Annotated in this window: 14 protein-coding genes; 7 read left to right on the forward strand and 7 right to left on the reverse strand. The window is 66.3% G+C overall.

The features are described from left to right. Positions 1-328: 328 nt before the first annotated feature. Positions 329-760, reverse strand: a complete 432-nt coding sequence (locus GUY30_RS04790; protein ID WP_167194526.1) for a PLD nuclease N-terminal domain-containing protein — start codon at positions 758-760, stop codon at positions 329-331. A gap of 84 nt (positions 761-844) precedes the next feature. Between GUY30_RS04790 and GUY30_RS04795 the strand changes: the two genes are divergently transcribed. Further along, complete coding sequence (locus GUY30_RS04795; RefSeq protein ID WP_167194528.1) at positions 845-1,135, forward strand: DUF4229 domain-containing protein; 291 nt, start codon at positions 845-847, stop codon at positions 1,133-1,135. A gap of 17 nt (positions 1,136-1,152) precedes the next feature. Here GUY30_RS04795 and GUY30_RS04800 read toward each other — a convergent pair whose 3' ends face one another. From GUY30_RS04800 to GUY30_RS04810, 3 genes are read right to left on the reverse strand one after another with little or no spacing between them, the layout of a single operon-like run. Next, positions 1,153-2,085, reverse strand: coding sequence for a 1,4-dihydroxy-2-naphthoate polyprenyltransferase (locus GUY30_RS04800; protein WP_167194529.1), 933 nt, complete (start codon positions 2,083-2,085; stop codon positions 1,153-1,155). Positions 2,086-2,123: 38 nt separating this feature from the next. After that, the gene (locus GUY30_RS04805) at positions 2,124-3,359 is read right to left on the reverse strand and encodes an AMP-binding protein (protein WP_167194530.1); all 1,236 of its coding nucleotides are present in this window, start codon (positions 3,357-3,359) and stop codon (positions 2,124-2,126) included. A 13-nt stretch (positions 3,360-3,372) separates the two neighbouring features. Further along, positions 3,373-4,293: a 1,4-dihydroxy-2-naphthoyl-CoA synthase gene (locus GUY30_RS04810; RefSeq protein ID WP_167194531.1), complete on the reverse strand. Its 921-nt coding sequence runs from the start codon at positions 4,291-4,293 to the stop codon at positions 3,373-3,375. A 113-nt stretch (positions 4,294-4,406) separates the two neighbouring features. On the opposite strand from GUY30_RS04810, the gene GUY30_RS04815 reads away from it, so the two are divergent. Then, positions 4,407-5,558, forward strand: a complete 1,152-nt coding sequence (locus GUY30_RS04815; RefSeq protein ID WP_167194532.1) for an o-succinylbenzoate synthase — start codon at positions 4,407-4,409, stop codon at positions 5,556-5,558. Positions 5,559-5,613: 55 nt separating this feature from the next. On the opposite strand, the gene GUY30_RS04820 is transcribed toward GUY30_RS04815, so the two are convergent. Continuing rightward, a complete protein-coding gene (locus tag GUY30_RS04820) occupies positions 5,614-6,306 on the reverse strand; it encodes a hypothetical protein (protein WP_167194533.1) in 693 nt (230 codons plus the stop codon). 15 nt (positions 6,307-6,321) lie between these two features. Further along, entirely contained in the window at positions 6,322-7,947 is a 1,626-nt protein-coding gene (locus GUY30_RS04825) for an alpha/beta hydrolase (RefSeq protein ID WP_228281692.1), read from the reverse strand. Positions 7,948-8,006: 59 nt separating this feature from the next. Between GUY30_RS04825 and menD the strand changes: the two genes are divergently transcribed. After that, the gene (menD, locus tag GUY30_RS04830) at positions 8,007-9,830 is read left to right on the forward strand and encodes a 2-succinyl-5-enolpyruvyl-6-hydroxy-3-cyclohexene-1-carboxylic-acid synthase (protein ID WP_228281696.1); all 1,824 of its coding nucleotides are present in this window, start codon (positions 8,007-8,009) and stop codon (positions 9,828-9,830) included. A gap of 88 nt (positions 9,831-9,918) precedes the next feature. Here menD and GUY30_RS04835 read toward each other — a convergent pair whose 3' ends face one another. Continuing rightward, the gene (locus tag GUY30_RS04835; RefSeq protein ID WP_167194534.1) at positions 9,919-11,289 is read right to left on the reverse strand and encodes an isochorismate synthase; all 1,371 of its coding nucleotides are present in this window, start codon (positions 11,287-11,289) and stop codon (positions 9,919-9,921) included. An 82-nt stretch (positions 11,290-11,371) separates the two neighbouring features. Here GUY30_RS04835 and GUY30_RS04840 point away from each other — a divergent pair, with 82 nt between their 5' ends. The 4 genes from GUY30_RS04840 (at position 11,372) to GUY30_RS04855 (ending at position 15,649) form a co-directional block, all read left to right on the forward strand. After that, positions 11,372-12,100 carry a demethylmenaquinone methyltransferase gene (locus GUY30_RS04840; RefSeq protein ID WP_167194536.1) on the forward strand — a complete coding sequence of 243 codons (729 nt, stop codon included), beginning with the start codon at positions 11,372-11,374 and terminating at the stop codon, positions 12,098-12,100. A gap of 2 nt (positions 12,101-12,102) precedes the next feature. Further along, positions 12,103-13,404 (forward strand): geranylgeranyl reductase family protein, encoded by a 1,302-nt coding sequence (locus GUY30_RS04845; RefSeq protein WP_167194538.1) that lies wholly within the window; start codon positions 12,103-12,105, stop codon positions 13,402-13,404. A 64-nt stretch (positions 13,405-13,468) separates the two neighbouring features. Next, positions 13,469-14,512, forward strand: coding sequence for a polyprenyl synthetase family protein (locus GUY30_RS04850; protein WP_407645299.1), 1,044 nt, complete (start codon positions 13,469-13,471; stop codon positions 14,510-14,512). A gap of 69 nt (positions 14,513-14,581) precedes the next feature. Beyond that, complete coding sequence (locus GUY30_RS04855) at positions 14,582-15,649, forward strand: permease (protein WP_167194540.1); 1,068 nt, start codon at positions 14,582-14,584, stop codon at positions 15,647-15,649. Positions 15,650-15,668 lie beyond the last annotated feature (19 nt).

A 15,668-nucleotide genomic window follows, 5' to 3' on the forward strand; every position in this document is an offset into this window, starting at 1 on the left:
GTGGTGATGGCCCGTGCGAGAAGGCGTCGGAAGCGTGTTGTGGTGCGGGATTCTCTGAATTCGCCACGTTCTTCGGTGAGCAGTTCAGAACAAGGAGTACCAATTCGCCGATTCGCAGCGCTGCACGGCCGCCGAGGTGTCCCACGGCTTCGCGTGATCGCAACGATGCTACGCCGCAGTGGTGTCAACGATGTCGCCGAATAGCGGCGGTATTGCCTGGCTGCGGCATTACGCGAGAGAAGGACGGACGGCGGCGAGCCGAATTGTGCTTGGCGACTCAGGGGCGAGACCAGTCAGCTGGTCAGGAAGACGGGTCGCGAGAGAGCGGTCAGTTGGAGCGGCCGCGGCCGTCGCCCTTGGTTCCCCGGTCATCGGAGTCGGCAGAGGAGTCTGCGGGACCGCTGTCGTCATCCGACTTCGCGGTGTCTTGGCTCGGGGAGTTCTCGTCGTCGTGGTCCTGAGCCGGAGGCGCGTGTTTGCCGAGCTTGAGTTCGCGGTCGACCTGACGCAGATAGTCAGGGTCGTCATCGGGAGCAACCTGCCCGCGGGGGCGCGTGCCGCGCGTGGGTTTGTCTTCGGAACCGCGTCCGAACAGGTACCAGAGGATGAACCCGAGGACGGGGATGAAGAGGATGATGAGTGCCCACGCAGGTTTGGGCAGGACTCGAATCAGACCCCGATCACGCAACAGGCAATCGAAGAGTCCGTACAGTGTCACCGCAGCCGCCAGGACGATCGCGGCAATGAGTAGTCGAGCCATGCATCAAGGATAGTCCACCAACCTGAGCGCGGGCTCCAGCGGGCGGTGACAAGACTGTCACGACAGGAGGCTAAAATGAGTTCAATGCGCACCTTCTGGCTCTACACACTGGCTCGCTTCGGCCTCATCATCGCCGTCGGCCTCGTTCTGTTCCCTTTCCTCGGCCTCAACCTGGTCATGGCGATCGCCGCCATCATCATCGGTGCACTGCTGAGCTACCTGCTCCTGGGCAAGATGCGCGCCAAAGCCGCAACCGAAATCGAAGCGAAGGTCGCCAAGCGGGCGTCCAAGCCGAAGCGCGTCGGCGCCGACGAAGCGGCTGAGGACGAGATCGTCGAAGAGCGTCTCGGAGAAGACGGCGACCAGTCGAAGTGAACTGAGGCGGACGCGCTTCAGAGCGCCAGGCCGAGGCCCATCAGCGCGGAGAAGGCCAAACCGGTCAGCCCAGTGGACTTGATCGGCGGAATCAGCCCAGGACCCGTCGTGCCGCTGAGCACCGTCTTGAGCGGATTGAGCGCCGGGACGAGGGCGAGGATCGCCAGGGCCACGGCGGGATGACCGTCGAGGATCGCCAGCGCCAGCAGCGCGAACGGCAGCAGCACGAGCACCGCATAGGCGATGCGTGCGGCATTGTCACCGATCTTCACGGCCAGGGTGATCTTGTCGGCTTCGATGTCGGTGGGGATGTCACGGAGGTTGTTGACCATGAGCACAGCAGAGGCCAGGGATCCGATCGAGACGGCTCCGGCCCAACCGCTGAGGGTGAGATGACCGACCTGCATCCACATCGTGCCCAGGGTCGCCACGAGCCCGAAGAACACGAAGACGAAGACCTCGCCGAGGCCCATATAGCCATAGGGCCGTCTGCCGCCGGTGTAGAACCAGGCGGCGGCGACGGCGGCGGCTCCGACGAGGAGGAACCACCACGCCTGTGAGATGAGGACGAGCACGATGCCGGCGACTCCGGCCAGGCCGAAGAAGATGAAGGCGGCCCGTTTGACCGCGTGAGGTTCGGCCAGCCCGGTCGCGGTGAGCCGGACCGGTCCGACGCGTTCGTCATCGGTGCCGCGGATGCCGTCGGAATAGTCGTTGGCGTAGTTCGAGCCGATCTGCAGGCACAGGGAGACGAGGAGAGCGAGGAATCCGCGCAGCAGGATCTGTCCGAAGCTGACGTGGTCGTCCTTGCCCGAGATGTCGTCGAGGATGAAGGCGGTGAATCCGCCGAGCGATCCGATCGCGGCGCCGGTTCCGATGAGGACGGGTGCGAGAGCCAGGGGCAGAGTTCGCAGTCGAGCTCCAGAAATCCACTGGGCGGCATCAGCCATAGTCCTCGCTCACCTTCCTGTCGAATTGTGGAGCCGTCTTATGTTACCGGTTGTTCACCAGTATGGGTATTCGCATCACGCGCCATGAGATCGGCGGCGAGCCGGGCCGCAGCCCTGCGATCTGGTTTGCCGATCGACCGGTTCGGAATCTCGGCGACCGGGAAGACGAGCTGCGGCAGCAGCTGCCCCGTCATCCCATGGTCGAGGGCATTGAGCCTCTGTGCCGATTCTCGCGGATTCTCCGCTCCGACACCACCGCCGTCGACAGTCCGGACGAGTGCGACGATGAGTTTGCCCCACTCCTCGTCGGGCACCCAGGTCACAAGCATCTCCTCTATTCCCGCCTTCTGCCAGCTCGGCAGCAGGCCGGACTCCAGGGCATGCGGGGAGACGTTCGTGCCGCCGGAGACGATGATGTCGTCGGCTCGACCGAGCACGCTGAGCACACCGGAATCGATCCGACCCAGATCGCTGGTGTGCATGATCCGCCGTCCCGCCTCGTCGACGGTGAGAGCGGGGGAGTCGACCGGTGTGATCGCTCCGTCGGCGCCGATCTCGACGTAGCCGTCGGCCACGACGGGCCCGGTCAGGTCGATCGTCCCCGCCTCGGTGATGGTCACCTCGACCCCGTCGAAGGGCACCCCGTCATAGACGCAGCCGCCCGCCGTCTCGCTCATCCCGTAGGTCCGCACGATCGCCAGTCCCGCGGCCTCGGCGCGGTCGAGCAGCGATGGTGAGATCGCCGCTCCGCCGAGGAGGATGTGCGAGATCCGTCCGGCCGCCTCGGTGGCGAGGCCGTCCTCGAGGATCCGGTGGAGTTGGGTGGGCACGATCGAGGTGTACGTCGGTCGGTCGCCCGCCCGTTCCACCAGGGCGGTGACCTCGGTGGCGAAGGACTGGGCGGTGAACCTCGCCGAGGCGGCCCTGACCGGTGCGCGGCCCGCTAAGCGGGCGCGCAGCTCGACTTGGAACCCGGCGATGTGGTTGACCGGCAGGCACAGGTGCCAATCGCCGGGCCCGGAGAGGAATCGTTCGGTCGCCCGCGCCGAGGCGGTCAGCGCATCAGCTGACAAGGCCACCGCTTTCGCCGTCCCGGTCGATCCGGAGGTGAAGAGGATGAGGGCCGGGGCTGGACCCTGCCCTGCCCACAGACTGGGTGCCGCCTCGGTGACGGCACCGTCCCGATCCGATGGAAGGATGAGGATCGAGGTCCCGGCGAGTGCCCGGTCGATGGCCTCGGGCAGCTCGGCGGGGTGCAGTTCGCGTGCAGTCATGCGCAGAGCCGGTTCAGTAGTACCAGGGGAACGGCGACCAGTCGGGGTCGCGTTTTTCGAGGAAGGCGTCGCGTCCTTCGACGGCTTCGTCGGTCATATAGCCCAGTCGGGTGGCTTCTCCGGCGAAGACCTGCTGGCCGACGAGTCCGTCGTCGACGAGGTTGAAGGCGAACTTGAGCATGCGCTGCGCGTTCGGTGACTTGCCCAGGATCTCTCGCGCCATCTGGAGGGCCGCGGTCTCGAGATCGGCATGGTCGACGACTTCATTGACGGCTCCCATATCGGCCATCTCCTGCGCGGAGTAGGTGCGGCCCAGGAAGAAGATCTCACGGGCCTTCTTCTGCCCGACCATCTTCGCCAGGTAGGCGGAACCGTAGCCGGCGTCGTAGGAGCCGACATCGGCATCGGTCTGCTTGAACTTCGCGTGTTCGCGTGAGGCGATCGTCATATCGCAGACGACGTGGAGGCTGTGGCCTCCGCCGGCTGCCCAGCCGGGGACGACGGCGATGACGACCTTCGGCATGGTGCGGATGAGGCGCTGGACCTCGAGGATGTGGAGGCGGCCGGCACGAGCCGGATCGACGCTCTCACGGGTCTCACCGGAGGCGTACTGGTAGCCGGAGCGGCCGCGGATGCGCTGATCTCCGCCGGAGCAGAAGGCCCAACCGCCGTCCTTCTCGCTCGGGCCGTTGCCGGTGAGCAGCACGGCGCCGACGTCGGAGGTCTGGCGAGCATGGTCGAGAGCGCGGTAGAGCTCGTCGACGGTGTGCGGGCGGAAGGCATTGCGGACCTCTGGACGGTCGAAGGCGATGCGCACGCAGCCGATGTCGTTGCCGGTGGCGGGGTCGATGGCCCGATGGTAGGTGATATCGGTGAAGTCGAAGCCGGAGACTTCACGCCAGGCAGTGGGGTCGAAGATTTCTGAAACCGTCATGGCCCCCAGCCTAGCGCTTGGCACCACCTGCACGGGCCGGACCCGGGTGGTGGATGGTGCAGTTCCGAACGGCAGGAAGTCGTGGCAGGGGAGGCGAGCGCTAGTCTGGTCGTATGGCCGATACAGCCCGTTCGCACTCCGGTGCACCCGAATCTGCGTCCCTCTCCTCAGCTCCGCTCGATCTGCCCGCACGCTTCGACGAGGTCATCGAGGACCTGCACGTCGTGCGACTGCCGATGGTCACCCGATTCAGAGGGATCACCGAGCGAGAAGTGGCGCTCTTCTCCGGTCCTGCAGGGTGGGCGGAGTTCTCCCCGTTCGTCGAATACGGCACCGAGGAAGCCAGCCGGTGGCTGCGCGCCTCCCTCGAATTCTCCGGGCTGATCCCGCAGCCCACCGCCCTCGCCGAGGCGGCCCCCTCCAATGCCCACGCGCGCGGTTCCGCCCCGGCGGCGGTGGCTGATGGTGAGACCGTCGCCGTCAACGGCACGCTGCCCGCCTGTCCGCCGGACCAGGTCGAATCGATCCTGTCCCGTTACGGTCGAGTCGGCACCGTCAAAGCGAAGGTCGCCGAACACGGTTTCGCCTCCCTGGAGGAAGACCTGGCGCGCCTGCGGGAGTTCCGCAGACTCTTCCCCGACACGACGCTGCGCCTGGACGCAAACGCCGGTTATACGCAGGCCGAAGCCGTCAAGGCCTGTGAGGCCTTCGCCGACTTCGACCTCCAATACTTCGAACAGCCGGTGCCGGCAGTCGAGCAGCTCGCGGACCTGCGCGAGGAACTCGCCCGACGCGGACTGCCGATCGTCATCGCCGCCGACGAATCCATCCGCAAAGCCGAGGACCCGCTGCGTGTGGCCGAACTCGGGGCCGCCGAAGTCATCATCGTCAAAGTCCAGCCGTTGGGTGGAATCGGTGCGGCCCTCGACGTCATCAGTGCCTCGGGGCTGCCCGCAGTCGTGTCCTCGGCGCTCGAGTCTTCCGTCGGACTGGCCGCCGGTGCCGAACTGGCGGCCAAGCTGCCGCGCACCGACCGCAGTCGGGACATCCTCGGTGACCGGGTGGCCTGTGGCCTGGGGACGGGACGTCTCTTCACCGCCGATATCGTCGCCGACCACGAGGCGCTGACTCCGGTCGACGGGGCCATCCCGGTGACGCGAATCGTCCCGGACCCTGACCGCCTGCAGCAGCTGGCGGTGGATCCGGGACGATTCGAGTGGCGGGCTCAGCGGGTGCAGAGCTGTTGGAGTGCCCTGCGCGGTTGAGTCGACTCTGGCTGATCCGGGTCAGCCGGCTGAACCGGTCCGCAACTGAACCGGGTCAGCTGGCTTTCTTCATGGACTCGACGAAAGCGTCAGCGGCATTCGTCACGGTCGCTTCTTCGACATCGGCGACATTGGTTACGGCGACAAGATTGTTGTCGACACGTGCGGCGACGTAGCGAATCTCGGTTGCGGTCTGTCCGCCGGTTTCGACTGAGGCGACGATCCCGGCGGTCTCATCGGCTCCAGCCACATCGGGGTCAGAAGCTTTCATCTTCACCTGCATTTCGAGGCCAGCGGTCGTCAACTTCACGTCGCTGCACTCTTCGGCGACCTTCTCGGTTCCGTCGAGCTGTGTCTGAGCATCGTCGACGCTGTCGAAGCTGGAGAGGCCCGCGGACAGAACATTGTCGTTTGAGGCCCCTGCGACACTGTTGCCGCCCTCGACGAGCTTCGAATTGATCAGGTTGAGAGTGATGTCCTTGCACTTGGCAGGCTCAAACTTCGAACCTTCCAGGGCCTTGGCCATTTCGCCAGTGGCGCCGCCTTTCTTGAACGGCTGACCGTCAGCCTGAGTTGATTCGAAGATCTCCTTGAGCTGGGCTTCGTCGAGCTTCTCGGCTTCTGGCTGAGCCTCGGCCGCTGACGAGGATCCGCCGTCGGCAGTTTGTTCCGGCTCCTCTCCTCCGCCAGTGCAGCCGGCGAGGGAGAGTCCGGCGACGAGAGCGATGGCTGGGAGAATGCGTTTCATTGTGTGCCTCTCTGGTCAGCGTTCTGATGAATCAGCGGCCGACGATTCGCGACCGCTCTCAATATAAACGCCAGCGGGATCGTCTGCGGTTTCTGTCTGTGACGGATCTGGAACATCGGCTGTGGACCGCCCTTCGTCTACCTCCGCCTTACCATCGACCGTTGTCGCACCATCGACCGTTGCGGTACCGGCGACCGCTGCCGCACGGTCGAATGCAGCCGCACCGTGCCTGCGGTCGGTTGCCTCGTCGACCGGCGCCGAGGCGATCCTGACCGTGGTCACCTCGTCCTGTCCCAGCGTGGCGAAGTGCGCGGTGCGCTTGCCGGGGATGATCGGATCGTGCATGGCCGCGGCCAACCGACCGGTGAAGGTCAGTCGTCCCTTCTTGTCCGCCTCCTGCTGGTAGGCGTTGTCTCCGCTGGGGCCGGACACGCTGATGTCGTAGCGTCGTCCGGGGTCGAAGAGCCCGGGAGTGCGGACACGGAAGCTGCCGGTGCCGCTCAGGGAGAAGCCTGCGGCGCTGACGGCGTCGAAGCGCACGACCTGCGCGCGACGACGGGAGATCTCCACCCTCCACCCGTGGATGTCGAAGAGGGCATGACCGGTGAGGAAGGTGAACTCTCCGCCGTCGGCCACGCGATCGGTGTGTCCGCGATCCGAGCTCGCATAGTCGCGCCGTTTGGCGAGCGTCTTCAGCCAGGCTCCGAGCTCCCGTTCCCAGCTCGTCCAATTGTGCAGACCGCTGGTGCGCGGAAACCAGGAATGGCGGATGCCGAGGGCGTTGAGACGGGCGGAGAAGCGCTCGCCCTGGGAGCTGATCATCGTCTCCAGAAGGTCACGGTCCTTCGCCCCTTCGAGGCTGCCCGATCCGGCACTGAACCACAGGTCGAGGCCGCGGAGATTCTCGGCCAGAGCATAGGGCGAATTCGCCAGCCATTCGCTGCGGTCCTGCCCGGGATCGCCGAACAGGCTGAGCGACCGCGCGCCTTCGCGCATCGCGATGATGTCGAATGCCGGCACCGTCGACAGCGGATCCAGAGGAGAGGAGAACGCTGCGGCCGATCCGTACCTGTCTGGATGCCAGGCCGCGTACTTCATCGCCCCGTAGCCGCCCATCGACAGCCCCGCCAACAGCTGGCTGCCGGGTGCCCAGTCGACGGAGAAGTTCGCTTTGAGGAAGGCGGGGATCTCCTCGGTGTGGAAGCGCGGCCAGTCGTGGACCTCGCTGCCGACGGCCAGGCGCGAATACGTTCCCGCTCCGCCGTCGGGCATGACGACGAGGTACGGGGAATCGAGGGTGAGCTCCTCGGCGGAACCGAAATCCGTCCATGAACGGAAGTCGTCGCCGCCTCCGTGGAAGAGGTGGATGACGGGGCTGACCTCGGCGGGAATCCCCGGCAACAGCACCCGCACGCCGACGGTGCGGCCGAGTGCGGGGGAGTAGAGGAAGAATTCGCGCAGCCTCGGCGAGAGTTTCCGTTTGTCTCGGATATGCCAAGTCCGGGCGTCCTTTCCGCGGGGTTCGGGCCCGAGGAAGGACGTGGTCTGGTCGCGAGCGGGATAGCGTCCGCGCTGGGAGCGGGCCGCGGTCAGAGTGCGGATGGCCCGTGCTCCCATCGCGATGATCAACGAGCGGCGCATTTTTCGAGGTTAGAGGGCAGAGGTGAACCACAGGTGGTCAGGTGGTTGAATATCAGGTGATGTCGAATTCGAGCGCGGTGGCGCAGCAGATTGCCCGAAGCCTGGTCCATGCCGGGGTCAGTGATGTCGTCTTCGCCCCCGGTTCGCGGTCGGCTCCCTTGGTCTATGCCCTGGCTCCCCTCGCCGAGGCGGGACTCATCCGCACTCATGTGCGCGTCGATGAGCGTGACGCCGCCTTCCTCGCCCTCGGCCTGGCCCGCGGCCTGCGTGCCCGCGGCAGTGATTCCGCCGTGGCGGTCGTGACGACGTCCGGATCGGCCGTGGCCAATCTCCACCCGGCCGTCCTCGAAGCTTCGTACGGACACCTGCCGGTGCTCGCGCTCACCGCGGACCGCCCCGCCCGGCTGCGCGGCACGGGGGCCAACCAGACCATCGACGACCAGTCGCAGGTGCTCAGCGACGTTCGTGCCCGCTTCGATATCCCTGCCGGTGATACCGCCGAGGCGGTCGCCCGATCGGTGTCAGACGCCGTGGCCACGGCGTTGGGGCAGAGTGATGGAACCCGCGCCGAGGTGGCAGGCTCCGTCCAGTTCAATGTGCAGTTCGACGTGCCCTTGGTTCCCACCCCGGAGGAGTTGGGCGCATGGAAGGACGAGATCGGCGAGTTGGCTGAAATCGGGGTCGAGCATCGTGGTGCCGAGACCGGCGCTTCAAGCACCGGGCCTCGCTTCGGAGAAGCAGATCGCGGCGGTGCGGGAACCGGCTCGCGGGCATCCGTCGGTGTCACTATCACAGAAGGGACGGTCATCGTCGCCGGAGACGCCGGCGGGTATTCGGCCGAATCTCTGCATGCACTCGCCGCTGATCATCATCTTCCCGTGCTTGCCGAACCCTCGAGTGCGCTGGCCCGCACCACTGCCGGTCTGTCGGGCTCCTCGATCTCCGGCACCGTCGAACTGACGACGGTCGTGCCCGCCCATGCCCGAGTACTCAGCGATCACCCCGAGCTGCGGGAGTCGATCCGCACCGTCATCGTCCATGGAAAACCGACCCTGACCAGGCCCGTCGCCGCACTGCTCGCCGACGAAACGGTGAACGTACGGCACGTCCCCGACAACATCGATGCGCTTGATCTGACCGTCACTGTAGCGAGAACCCCTGCCGACGATGTGACGGCGGTGGACGAGGCACAGGGCGTCCCCGCCTCCGGGTCGGACTGGGTGTGCGCATGGATCGACGCCGGGACATCCCTCGTAGCAGCCGCACGAGCAGAGCAGTCTGCGGAACGATCCGCGGCACGAGCCGCGGACGAGCACTCGGGAGCCGCCTCGGCGAGGGAATTCCAGTCGACGGCACGAAAGATCACCGAACACCTCGCTGCCCAGGACATCACCCTCTTCGTCGCCAGTTCGAACTCGGTTCGCTACCTCAGCGACGCCACCGACATCCGCGCTCGCATCCACGCGTCAAGAGGTCTGGCGGGAATCGACGGACTGATCTCGACCGCCACAGGGCTGTCTCTGGGGTTGGGGGAGCCGGTCGTCCTGCTCATCGGCGATATCGCCATGCTCCACGACATCGGCGGACTGCTCGCCCCGAACGCCGAGGAGGTCGGTGACGTGACGATCGTCGTGCTCAACGACGACGGGGGAGCGATCTTCTCCGGACTCGAACACTCGCAGGCCCACCTCGAAGGATTCCTGGAGCGCTATTTCACGGTCCCGCACGGCCGCGGCTTCGCCGACCTCGCTGCGGGATACGGATGGGACCACGAACAGGTGACCAGCGCAGAGGAATTCGAAACGGCTCTCGGCACGATCGACGGTCAGCGAAACGCAGGTGTTCGGCGGATCATCGAGGTAACCGAACCGCAGCGGCAGTAGGACCGTCCGCTGTTCGGAGCCCCGGGTCGGCCGGCGCTCACCTTTTCCGACTGGGCACGCGACAATGCCTGAGAGTTCCGGTGAAAGGTCAGTCGCGGTCGAGGCCGAGCGCGCGACGCATCGGAGCGAGCTTCGCGTTCGTCTCGGCCACCTCGGTGTCGGGATCCGAATCGGGCATGATGCCAGCACCGGCGTACAGCCGGATCCGATTGCGATCCTCGAGCTGACCGCAGCGCAGGGCGATGCCGAACTGGCCGTTGCCGCGGCCGTCCATCCATCCGACGGGACCGGAGTAGCGGCCACGGTCGAGGGGTTCGAGCTCATCGACGTGTGCCACTGCGCTCGCCTGCGGGTACCCGCCGACGGCGGCCGTCGGGTGGACGGCAGCGGCGACATCGAGGGCATTGAGGCCGGAATCGGCGGCCAGGGTCGCCTGCGCGTCCGACGCCGAATGGATGACATTGGCCAGCGGCAGCAGGTGGGGGCGCTCATCGACGGTGACATCCTCGGCGACCGAACCCAGACTGCGCTGCAGCGAGGCGATGGCGAAGGCATGCTCGGTGCTGTCCTTGTGGGCGCTCAGCAGCTTCCGTGCCGCCGGCATCTCCTCCATCGGGTTCTTCTCCACCCGGTAGGTCCCGGCCAGCACCCGTGAGGTCACCTTGTTGTCCTCGACCCCGATGAGCAGCTCCGGAGTCGACCCGATGAGACCGGCGATGTCGAAGGTCCAGCAGCTCGGGTAGCTGCGGTTGAGCGCACCGAGCACCGCACGCACGTCGATGTCCTCATCGGTGGTGACGACCTCGTCGCGGGCGAGGACGATCTTGCGCAGAGTCGGATCATCCGAGAATGCATCCACCTCCGCCGAGGTGTCGATCGGGGTGAGCATGTCAGCGACCTGCTCGACGAGCCGCGACCACTTCTCCGGACCGAGATCCCCGGCCTCGGCGCGGGCCGTCTGCACGCGCTGCAGAGGTTCTGCCTGGAGGATCGGCGGCAGCGGAGGAACCTCGGCCGTCGAGATCGAGCTCAGCCACACGCGGCCACCGCGGCGACCGAGGACGAACTCGGGGACGTGGATGATCGAATCGACCGCGGATTCGCCCGAATACGCGACGGTGGCGAAGCACACGAGCCCGGAGCCGAGCAGATCGACCTCATCTTCGACCTCGGCCACCTCGGTGATGGCCTTCCATGCATCGGAGAGCTCGGTGAACCGTTCGGGCCCGCGCGCTCGGATGCGCAGGGTGCGGCCGAAGCCGATGAGACCGGAGGTGTCACGGACCCAGCAGGAGAAGCCATCGGTCGGCAGCAGCTCGAGCGTCTGCTCCACTGTCGTGGGCAGACCCGATTCGAAGGGGAAGCCGGGCCCGGGATCGACGTCGTCGACGAAACGGGACCGCACATGCAGGCGCGGAGGGGCGGAGAGGATGTCGGAAGTGCCGAAAGTCGTAGTCATGTCGCCTCGATTCTAGACGAGGATCGTGAGTGCCCGGGATCCGGATTCGCCCTCTCGGATGAGGTGTTGAGAGAATAAGGTCATGAACCGTGCCAAGCTGGACAAACAGCCCGCCGACGTCGCGTCGATGTTCGATGATGTCGCCTCCCGCTACGACCTCACGAACGACGTCCTCACCTTCGGAATCGCCCGCACCTGGAGGCGCACCGTCGCCCATTCCGTGGCCGCGGGGCCCGGCGAACGCGTGCTCGACTTGGCCGCCGGCACGGGCACCTCGTCGATGACGTTCACCCACCACGGCGCCGAGGTGGTGGCCGGGGACATCTCCACCGGAATGCTCGCCGAGGGGCGCCGTCGGCACCCGCAGATCGACTTCATCTACGCCGATGCGATGGACCTGCCCTTCGCCGATTCGAGCTTCGACGTCGTCACGATCTCCTTCGGCATCCGCAACGTCCACGACGTCGATCTGGCGCTCACCGAGATGCTGCGCGTGCTCAAGCCCGGTGGGCGCCTCGTCATCTGCGAATTCTCCACTCCGACGCTCGACGCCTTCAGCCTCGTCTACAAGGAATACCTGATGAGGGCGCTGCCGGCCGTGGCACGTGCCGTGTCCTCGAACCCCGAAGCCTACGTCTATCTGGCCGAGTCGATCCGTGACTGGCCGAACCAGGACGCCTTCGCCCACCAGATCCTCGACGCCGGGTTCGACCAGGTGAAGTACCGCAACCTCACCGGCGGAATCGTCGCCGTCCACCATGCCCTCAAGCCCGCCGAGGCGGCCGACACCGCGGAGTCGACCCAGCCTTGACGATGAATGAGTTCGATGCCGAAGTCGTCGTCGTCGGTGCCGGGCCGGCGGGCTCGGCGATCGGCGCCTACCTCGCCCAGGCCGGGCACGAGGTCATCATCCTGGAGAAGTCAGGATTCCCGCGCGACAAGATCTGCGGCGACGCCCTGACCCCGCGCGCAGTCAAGGAGGCCGGCTACCTCGGTATGGAGCTGCCGGAATCCGACGGCTGGCACCGGAACAAGGGGCTGCGCCTCATCGGCGGCGGTCACCGGCTCGAACTCGACTGGCCCGAGATCGACGGCACTCCGAACTACGGGGTCACCCGCCCGCGGATGAGCATGGACGAAGCTTTTGCTCGCCACGCTCAACGCAGCGGGGCCCGGCTCTTCGAGCAGGTTCGCGCCATGTCCCCGGACATCGGCGACGACGGATGGATCCGCGGCGTCCACGCCTCCGGAACCGACCACCGAGGCCGCCGTGTGGGACCCGAAGCCCACTTCCGGGCCCCGATCGTCATCGCCGCCGACGGGGTCTCCTCCCGCCTGGCCGTGTCCATGGGACTGGAGAAGCGCGACGACCGTCCGATGGGAATCGCCGCCCGCGCCTATCACACGACGCCACGGCATGCCGATGACTACATCGAATCCTGGGTGGAGATGCGGTCGACGAATGCGGCCGGGGAATCCGAGACCCTGCCCGGATACGGGTGGATCTTCCCCCTCGGCGACGGCACGGTGAACATCGGTGCCGGACTGCTCGACTCCTCGCCCCAGTTCAAATCCGTGGATCTGCGCGGAATGATGAACCAGTGGATCGCGGACATGGGCCACGAGTGGGGCATTGACGAAACCACCTCGCTGGGTCCGATCAAATCCGCGGCCCTGCCGATGGCCTTCAACCGCACACCGCACTTCCACCGTGGTCTGCTGCTCGTCGGCGACTCCGGCGGAATGGTCAACCCGTTCAACGGCGAAGGCATCGACTACGCGTTGGAATCCGCGCGCATCGCCGCCGAGGTGATCTCCACCTATTCGCGCTACCCGCAGTCCGTGATGCGTCGCCGGTTGGAGGAGTACCCTGCTCTGCTCGGAGACTCCCTGGGCGGGTACTTCACATTGGGACGCGTTTTCGCCTCGATCATCGGCCATCCTGCGCTCATGCAGTTCGGAATCAAGTACGGTATGGGTGTTGACGTTGTGATGGAGTTCGTCGTCAAATTGTTGGCGAACCTCTACCGCGACCCGAAGGTCTCCGAGGCCGATCTCATCGACAGGGTGATCTCCGCCCTGACCCGAATCGTCCCGGCCACCAGCAATGTCTGAGCGCAGGGACGAGGACGCTGAGACCACAGTGAAGAACTCTGAGCGCAAGGGCGAGGACAACGGCATGCCGAAAACGACTACGACGAATGACGAGGACATGAGCCACCCAGCCTCTCCGGCCACCTTCACCGGTGACGACGCCCAGCTCGCGGCGGAGATCTCGACTCAGTTGGAAACCGTGGAGGCCCGTCTCTACGAGGTCACCGAACAGACGCGGAGACTGCCGGACGAGACATCGAAGCATCTGCTGGCCGCCGGCGGAAAACGCGCCCGCCCGAACCTCGTGCTGCTCACCGCCCGCCTCGGCGATGCGCAGAACGAGGACATCGTCGATGCTGCCGTCGCCGTCGAACTCATCCACCTCGCATCGCTGTACCACGACGATGTCATGGATGATGCTCCCGTGCGGCGCGGTGCGAAAGCCGCCCACGAGGTGTGGGGCAATTCGGTGGCGATCCTCACCGGAGACCTGCTCTTCTCCAAGGCTTCCGGGGTGACCGCGAAGCTCGGACCCGAGGCCGTGCGCGTCCAGGCCGAGACCTTTGAACGACTCGTCCTCGGTCAGCTCAACGAATTCGCCGGTCCTCCCGAGGGCGCCGACGAGATCGAACACTACATTCAGGTGCTCGCCGACAAGACGGGTTCGCTCATCGCCACCTCGGCGCGGTTCGGGATCATGTTCTCCGGCGCCGATGCGAACCTGGCCGAACCCGTGCGGGTCTTCGGCGAACGCGTCGGTGTGGCCTTCCAGCTCGCCGACGACATCATCGATCTGACCACGACATCATCGGAGTCAGGGAAGACTCCGGGCACGGATCTGCGCGAACGCGTTCCCACCCTGCCCGTGCTCTATGTGCGCGCCGCCGCGGCTGAGGGTGATGAGTCCGCCGCCGAGGTGGTCCGACTGCTCGACGCCGACCTCGATTCCGATGAGGCCCTGGAAGCTGCGCGTGCAGCACTGGCCGCCCATCCCGTGACCGAGCGGGCCCGCACCGAGGCGGCCCGCTGGGCCGAGGAGTCCAAGGCCGCGTTGGCACCGCTGCCCGACGGCCGGGTGAAGAAGGCGCTGTTCGCCTTCGCCGATTCCGTCGTCTCCCGCAGCTCCTGATCTCGTTCCCTCTGCCATCTCTCTCCTGATTCACCGCCGTTTCGGCATGAGCGCAAAGGACCTACCGCGATGACGCACACCCAGGCTTCGGCACCGGTGAGGAGTCCACAGAGGCTCGGTGCCGCCGATTGGATCGGGCTGGGTGTGCTCGCACTGCTGCTCGTGGTGGGCCTGAGCTGGTCGAAATGGCTGCCGTACTGGGACAAGGCATGGACGCTGAGCAAGACCTCGCTGTGGGATGGTGCTCCTCTCTTCGACGCCGCGGGGCAGACGGTGTCGCTGTCAGGGGCGTGGGACTTCACGCTCGTGTACTTCACCGCCGTGTGGAAAGCGCTGCTGGTGGCACTGCTCGTCGCGGCGGCCATCGACGCACTGGTGCCGCGTGACTGGCTGCTGAAGCTGCTCAACCGCCGCAGCCACACCGGTCAATCCCTCGTGGGTGCCGCCTTGTCGATGCCGTCGATGATGTGCACCTGCTGTGCGGCACCGGTGGCCGCAGGCCTGCGGGACTCGGGTGTGCGCCGTTCGGCCGCTCTTGCCTATTGGGTGGGCAATCCGCTGCTCAACCCCGCTGTCATCATCTTCTTGGCCCTCGTCCTGCCGTGGCAGTACATGGCGGTACGCATCGTCTTCGCGCTCCTCGTCGCGGTCGGTGCCGCCGCGCTCATCGGACGGTGGGTGAACGGCCCCGCCGAGGTGGCACCGGAGCCCGCACCCGCCTCGGCGAATCTGCTGTCTCTGCCCGTGCGCTATCTGCGGTCCTTGGCCAGGTTCACCCTCATCCTCGTTCCCGAACACCTCGCGCTCGTTTTCGTCATCGGACTCATTGCACCGTGGCTGACCGGGGTCTTCGGACTCGAAGCCCAGTTGGGAGCCGGTGCCGTCCTCATCGTGGCGGTCGCCGCGACCCTGCTGGTCATCCCCACCGGCGGAGAGATCCCGATCATCCTCACCCTCGTGCCTCTCGGCGTCGGAGCCGGTGTCACAGGTGCTCTGCTCATCGCCCTGCCGGCGCTGAGTATCCCCTCGATGGTCATGGTCGGGCGAGCCATGGGGTGGAAGACGACCGCGGCGATGGGCACGGCAGTGGCGGTCGCCGCGGTGCTCGCCGGGGGAGTGCTGGCTCTGCTCAGCTGAACCGCGGACCGTTCAGCCG

The organism is Brevibacterium pigmentatum (assembly GCF_011617465.1).
GTDB lineage: Bacteria > Actinomycetota > Actinomycetes > Actinomycetales > Brevibacteriaceae > Brevibacterium > Brevibacterium pigmentatum.

Excerpts from the sequence above, each read along its gene's own strand:
- GUY30_RS04800 (WP_167194529.1), bottom strand. The coding sequence starts at position 2,085 with ATGGCTGATGCCGCCCAGTGGATTTCTGGAGCTCGACTGCGAACTCTG.
- GUY30_RS04815 (WP_167194532.1), top strand. The coding sequence starts at position 4,407 with ATGGCCGATACAGCCCGTTCGCACTCCGGTGCACCCGAATCTGCGTCC.
- GUY30_RS04840 (WP_167194536.1), top strand. The coding sequence starts at position 11,372 with ATGAACCGTGCCAAGCTGGACAAACAGCCCGCCGACGTCGCGTCGATG.
- GUY30_RS04855 (WP_167194540.1), top strand. The coding sequence starts at position 14,582 with ATGACGCACACCCAGGCTTCGGCACCGGTGAGGAGTCCACAGAGGCTC.
- GUY30_RS04845 (WP_167194538.1), top strand. The coding sequence starts at position 12,103 with ATGAATGAGTTCGATGCCGAAGTCGTCGTCGTCGGTGCCGGGCCGGCG.
- GUY30_RS04825 (WP_228281692.1), bottom strand. The coding sequence starts at position 7,947 with ATGCGCCGCTCGTTGATCATCGCGATGGGAGCACGGGCCATCCGCACT.
- GUY30_RS04790 (WP_167194526.1), bottom strand. The coding sequence starts at position 760 with ATGGCTCGACTACTCATTGCCGCGATCGTCCTGGCGGCTGCGGTGACA.
- menD (WP_228281696.1), top strand. The coding sequence starts at position 8,007 with ATGTCGAATTCGAGCGCGGTGGCGCAGCAGATTGCCCGAAGCCTGGTC.
- GUY30_RS04795 (WP_167194528.1), top strand. The coding sequence starts at position 845 with ATGCGCACCTTCTGGCTCTACACACTGGCTCGCTTCGGCCTCATCATC.
- GUY30_RS04835 (WP_167194534.1), bottom strand. The coding sequence starts at position 11,289 with ATGACTACGACTTTCGGCACTTCCGACATCCTCTCCGCCCCTCCGCGC.
- GUY30_RS04810 (WP_167194531.1), bottom strand. The coding sequence starts at position 4,293 with ATGACGGTTTCAGAAATCTTCGACCCCACTGCCTGGCGTGAAGTCTCC.
- GUY30_RS04850 (WP_407645299.1), top strand. The coding sequence starts at position 13,469 with ATGCCGAAAACGACTACGACGAATGACGAGGACATGAGCCACCCAGCC.
- GUY30_RS04820 (WP_167194533.1), bottom strand. The coding sequence starts at position 6,306 with ATGAAACGCATTCTCCCAGCCATCGCTCTCGTCGCCGGACTCTCCCTC.
- GUY30_RS04805 (WP_167194530.1), bottom strand. The coding sequence starts at position 3,359 with ATGACTGCACGCGAACTGCACCCCGCCGAGCTGCCCGAGGCCATCGAC.